Annotated in this window: 5 protein-coding genes; 2 read left to right on the top strand and 3 right to left on the bottom strand. The window is 64.6% G+C overall.

The window, feature by feature from the left end; genetic code table 11:
- On the bottom strand, nucleotides 1-992 hold a 992-nt coding region (locus JX325_RS12180; protein WP_204791382.1), incomplete at its 3' end, for an Hsp70 family protein.
- Nucleotides 993-1144: 152 nt separating this feature from the next.
- On the opposite strand from JX325_RS12180, the gene JX325_RS12185 reads away from it, so the two are divergent.
- Nucleotides 1145-2026 carry a DNA adenine methylase gene (locus JX325_RS12185; RefSeq protein ID WP_374220616.1) on the top strand — a complete coding sequence of 294 codons (882 nt, stop codon included), beginning with the start codon at nucleotides 1145-1147 and terminating at the stop codon, nucleotides 2024-2026.
- Complete coding sequence (locus tag JX325_RS12190) at nucleotides 2013-3296, top strand: transcriptional regulator (RefSeq protein WP_243414071.1); 1284 nt, start codon at nucleotides 2013-2015, stop codon at nucleotides 3294-3296. The genes JX325_RS12185 and JX325_RS12190 overlap by 14 nt, the downstream gene beginning before the upstream one ends.
- Before the next feature lie 64 nt (nucleotides 3297-3360).
- Here the strand turns inward: JX325_RS12190 and JX325_RS12195 are convergent, their stop codons facing one another.
- Both JX325_RS12195 and JX325_RS12200 read right to left on the bottom strand, forming a co-directional pair.
- Nucleotides 3361-4533: an S-layer homology domain-containing protein gene (locus JX325_RS12195; RefSeq protein ID WP_204791383.1), complete on the bottom strand. Its 1173-nt coding sequence runs from the start codon at nucleotides 4531-4533 to the stop codon at nucleotides 3361-3363.
- Nucleotides 4534-4623: 90 nt separating this feature from the next.
- A partial coding sequence (locus tag JX325_RS12200) for an NAD(P)H-dependent oxidoreductase (RefSeq protein WP_204791384.1) occupies nucleotides 4624-5473 on the bottom strand: 850 nt, incomplete at its 5' end.

Below are 5473 nucleotides of genomic sequence, written 5' to 3' on the forward strand. Positions count from 1 at the left end.
GTGTCGGGGCGGCTGTCCCGGACGGGCTCTTTATGAAGGGCCCGGGCGATGTAGCGCCGGACGGCGGGCATGTGGCTGGAGCCCCCCACCATCACCAGGTCGTCCAGCTCCTGGAGGGAGACGCCGCCGTCCAGGAAGACCCGCTGGATGGGGGCGGTCATCCGCCGGAAGAGGGCCCCGCACTTGCGGATCAGCCACTCGTTGGAGAGGGTCAGGGCGGCGGAAATGCTCCCGTCGTCCACAGACATGATCACTATCTCCTGGCGGGTCAGGGCCATTTTGCAGGTCTCCCCCTGGCGGATCAGCAGCTCCTTCTGCCGGGGGGTGAGGCCGTCGAAGTCCAGCCCGCAGTCCTCGCAAAAGCCCCTGGCAATGGCCAGGTCGAAGTCGGAGCCCCCCAGGCGGTTGTCCCCGCTGACGGCGGTGACGCTGACCACGTTCCCGAACCGCTCCACCAGGGAAACGTCCAGGGTGCCGCCCCCCAGATCGAAGACCAGGCAGACCTTGTCCGCCTCCCCCTGGCCGATGCGGCCCGCCACCGCGGCGGCGGAGGGCTCGTTTACCAGCCGCTCCGCCTTCAGCCCCGCAAGGGCCGCGGCCCGTTTCGTGGCGGAGCGCTGGGCCTCGGCAAAGTAGGCGGGGACGCTGACCACCGCCTCCTCCACCGGCTCTTTCAGATAGGCCTCCGCGTCCTCCCGCAAGGAGCGGAGCACCAGAGCGGAAAGCTCCTCCGGCGTGAAGGTCCGGCCGCCCAGGCGAAAGGTCTTTTCCGTGCCCATAAAGCGCTTGAACCGGGCGGCGGTCCGCTCCGGGTGGGAGATGAGCCGGTCCCGGGCCGCCCGGCCCACCAGGATGGAGCCGTCCTCGTCCACGCTGACCGCGCTGGGGGTCAGGAACTCCCCGGCGGCGTTGGGGATAAGCTCGCTGCACCCGTTCCGCCACACGGCGGCCAGGGAGTTGGTGGTGCCCAAGTCGATGCCGATGATTGCCATGTTCTGTCACCGCTTTCGTTATTTGCTGAGCCTATCATAGCACCCGGAAAGGGGGTTTGCAAGGGCGAACGCCGCCGCCGGGGCCCTGAAAAGAACGGCGGGCCTGGAATTTATGGAAGGGGGGTATTGAAAAAACGGCGGGGTTTGATATAATGAAACGGACAAAGTCCATGGAAAAGGAGGCGGAGCGCATGGCGGAGAATCAATTGGCGGCGCCGGTGGTGAAGTGGGTCGGCGGAAAGCGCCAGCTGTTAAGCGAGATTATCCCCCTGTTTCCCAAGCGGATCACCTCCTACTGCGAGCCCTTCCTGGGCGGAGGGGCCGTGCTCTTTTCCATTCAGCCCGCCAAGGCGGTTGTCAACGATTTGAACGGGGACTTGATCGCGGTTTACGAGGTGATCCGCGACGACGTGGAGGCCCTGATCGACGATCTCAAAAAACACGAAAACACCTCGGAGTACTTTTATAAAATCAGGGACCTGGACCGGGACCAGACGGTCTATCAGGCCATGTCCAAGGTGGAGCGGGCCTCCAGGCTGATCTATCTGAACAAGACCTGCTTCAACGGGCTGTTCCGGGTGAACTCCGCCGGGGCCTTCAACACGCCCTTTGGGCGCTATAAAAACCCCAATATTGTAAACGAGCCGGTTTTGCGGGCGGTGAACCGCTATTTCGCCGCCGGCGGCGTCACCTTTTTCCATGAGGATTTCGCCAAGACCCTGGCCCGCGTCGAACCGGGCGCGCTGGCGTACCTGGACCCCCCCTACGACCCTGTTTCCGATACGGCGAGCTTCACGGGCTACAGCAAGGGGGGCTTTGACAAAAACGAGCAGCGCAGGCTGAAGCGGTGCTGCGACGATCTGACGCGGCGGGGGGTAAAATTCGTCCTTTCCAACTCCGCCACGGACTTTATCAAGGAGTTGTATCAGGACTATGAGATCCTCGTGGTGAAGGCGAAGCGGGCCATCAACGCCGACGCGAGCAGGCGCGGGGCGGTGGAGGAGGTGCTGATCCGAAACTATGGGAGTGAATGACGCCGCCTGGGAGAAGCTGTTTGACAAGTACCGCATCCTGGAGGAGATCGGGCAAAAGGGCTGCTTTCCCATATCGGCGGCCCAGATCAAGGAGTTCCGGGAGCCCAGGCTGATGACCAAGTTTGACCACAGGGTGAACCTCCCCGCCGTCTTCGCGGAAAACGGCCTGGCGATTCTGCCGGTCAGCCGGGGGGACTACGTGATCTCCTCCTTTTCGGCCTATCATGACTTTGAGGAGCCCGTCGGAAACGCGCAGCGGGTTTTCATTCCCCCGCTGTTTCAAAGCCTCATGCCCCAGTTTCTTGTCAGCGAGGCCATCGCCCTGAACTGCGCGTATGACTGCGGAATCCTGCACGATTTTCTGGAGGAGGACGGCGCCCTTGCCCCCACGGTCAGCGGGCGCATGAGCTCCGGCGGCTTTGCATTCCGCATCGACACGGCCCGGCGCCCCATGGCCGTGGAGGTGCGCAACTCCCAGATTGAGATTGACGCCTCCTATGAGGGGTCCCGCTTTCTCTCCCTTTTTGAGGCGAAGCGGGACCTGGCCGGGGACTTTCTCATCCGGCAGCTCTATTATCCCTTCCGCGTTTGGAGCGGGCGGGTGACAAAGCCGGTGAAGACCGTATTTCTGGTCTTTTCAAACGGCACGTTCCACCTGCACCAGTATCAATTCCGGGACCCTGGGAATTACAACTCCCTGGAGCTGGTCAAGCAGAAAAACTACGCCGTCGCCACGGAGATCCGGCGGTCCGACATCGAGGATCTTTTGAGAACCGTGCCCACGGCGGAGGAGCCCCGCATCCCCTTTCCCCAGGCGGACCGGATGCCCCGAATCGTAAACCTGATGGAGCTTTTGAGCGAGCGGCCCATGACAAAGCAGGACATCACGTCGGAATACGCGTTCGACGGGCGGCAGACGAACTACTACACGGACGCGGGGCGCTATCTGGGATTCATCGAAAAGGGGATAGACCCGGAGGGCAATATCCTGTTTTGGCTCTCCAGCTCCGGGCGGCGGGTCATGGGGCTGGGCTACAGGGAGCGCCAGCTGGCGATTGCGGGGGAGATCCTGAGGCACAGGGCATTCCGCGACACCCTGGAGCTTTGCCTGCACTGGGGGGAAATGCCGGATAAGCGGACCGTCGTTCGGATCATGGAGGGGGCGAACCTCTGCGGCATAGGGGCCAGGGAGACCTATCTGCGGCGGGCCTCCACCGTCACCAGCTGGGTAAACTGGATTCTGGGAACCATTCAAGAGCCAGCCATATAGATCGCAAGAGGCGCTTATCGGAACGATAAGCGCCTCTTTTTCCTTGCGAAAGCTGCTCCCGCCGTCATCTCCAGCGGCGGAACACCGTGGTGAAGTCCCCGGCGTCCACCAGGCCGGAGAGAGGGCCCCACTGGTCCCAGTCCACCTTGCCGTTTTTCTCCAGCTCACAGGNGGTANNGGTCCCCTCCTCNTGGTCCACGCCGGNNAGGATCAGCACCCGCTCCACATTGTCAAAGCGGATGTAGACGACATCCCCCACGGCCAGGTCGGGAAGCCGGCGGTGCTGGGTGACGGGGGTCTCCTCGCCAAAGACGAAATCGCTGACCGCCAGGCCGAAGGCAAGGCAGCCGTGGGTGGGGCTGAACTGGGGGGCGCGGTAGTCATAGCGCACGGTGTCGCTCCAGACCGTGCCGTCGGGACAGCCCTGCTTCACCAGCTCCAAAAGCTCGGCGATGTTCTCCCCGCTCCGGGTTTTGCCGTTGGGGAGGCGGCCCTCCTTACACAGAGGGGTCTCCCGGTTCACCCGGTTCATCATCTCCTGGACCGTCTCCTCCCCCTGGAGGCCGAAGGCGGGCATTTCCTGGACCTCCACGCCCTCGTCCGGGTCCGCCGGGATCTCCCGGGGCCCGTTGAACAGCGCGTCCAGGCGGGACCAGATCACGGAGGCCTGGGCCCGGTTCAGGGAATCCTCCCCGGCGAAGCGGCCGTCGGCCTGTCCCTTTAGAAGTCCCATGCCCCAGCAGGTGAAGACGGCGGTGTGACAGCCGTCGGGGATATCCGTCCAGTCGGCGATGTCCGTGGTGGAAAGCTGGATGGTCTCCTGGAGGGCGTCCTTTTCCAGAACCAGGTTGTAAATGATCTGAGCCATGTCATAGCGGGTCAGGGGCTGGTCCACATAGCGGTCCCAGCGCTTCCCCAGGGACCGGTAGGTTTCTTTCAGCGACGTGCCCTCCAGAACCGGGAGGCACGCCTCCATGGCCTGGTACTTCCCCTCCTTCGCGGCGGCATACTCCTCGGCGCGGAAGGAGCGGGAGAGCATGGCGCAGAACTGGGCGGCGGTCACGTCCCGGCCCGGCTGGAAGGAGCCGTCACCGTAACCGTTCACCACTCCGGCGTCCACCGCCCGCCGGATCTCCTCCTGGGCCCAGTGGTCTGCCGGGAGGTCGTAAAAGCCCGCCGCCCGGGCCGGGAGAACCAGGCAGAGGAGGGCCAGCAGGGGCAGGAAAATTTTTTTCATGAGGGGGTACTNCTTTTCAGATGACTTGTTCCCATCTTACCACGCTCCGGGGAANACCGCAAGGCTCGCCCCCCAGAGTTCAAAATATGGTTACAGTTTCAGCTGCTCCAGCAGATTCTCCGCGAACCGCTCCAGCCGCCCCTCAATGCCCGGCAGGCGCAGGGCCGCCCCGGCGTCGTTGGCGGTCTCCATGAGGATGGCCCCAGGAGGGAGGCGGAAGCCCTTGTTGACGCACAGGGCCGAGACCACCTGGCTGGCCACAAGGTCCCCGCCGGAGTANCCGGAGACCACGATGGCAAAGACCGCCTTGNNCTCGAAGGAGGCGGCGCGGTAGAGGGCCGTCAGCCGGTTCACGGCGGCGGTGAGGTTGGCGGAAAGGGCGTCGTTGTAGTTGGGGCAGAGGAGGACCACCGCGTCCGCCTCCCGGAGGGCGGGAAACACCTCCTGGACCATGACGCCACCATAGAAGCAGCCCCCCCGCTCCCCGAAATGGAGGCAGGTGGTGTAGGGACACCCGGCGCAGTCCTCCAGGGTCCCGTTCCGCAGGCCGATCTCCCGGACCTCACAGGCCCCCTCGATCCGCGCCCGCACCCGGCCCCAGAGGTCCAGGGTGTTGGAGGTGGAGCGGCTGGAGGCGTGGAGGGCCAGGACCTTGGGCCTTTGCCGCCGGAGGGGAGCGAAGCCCAGCACCCGGTCCGCCAGGTCCGAGACGGCCCGGCGGTAGGCTGTTTCCAGATCGCAGTTCCCGTTCCGGGCCTGGACGGTGAAGTTTTGAAGGGCCCCCGTGGCCTCCGCCAGGGGCCGTCCCGGAAAGGCGCAGCCCGCCAGGTGGGCGGCTAACAGGAGGTCCCGGCCCGCCGCCTTGGTGTACAGGTCCCCGGCCCCATCGATGACCACGCCCCCCGCGCTGCCCCGGAGACAGCCGGGACAGTCCCGCAAA

This window comes from Oscillibacter sp. CU971 (assembly GCF_905219725.1).
Classification (GTDB): Bacteria; Bacillota; Clostridia; order Oscillospirales; family Oscillospiraceae; genus Oscillibacter.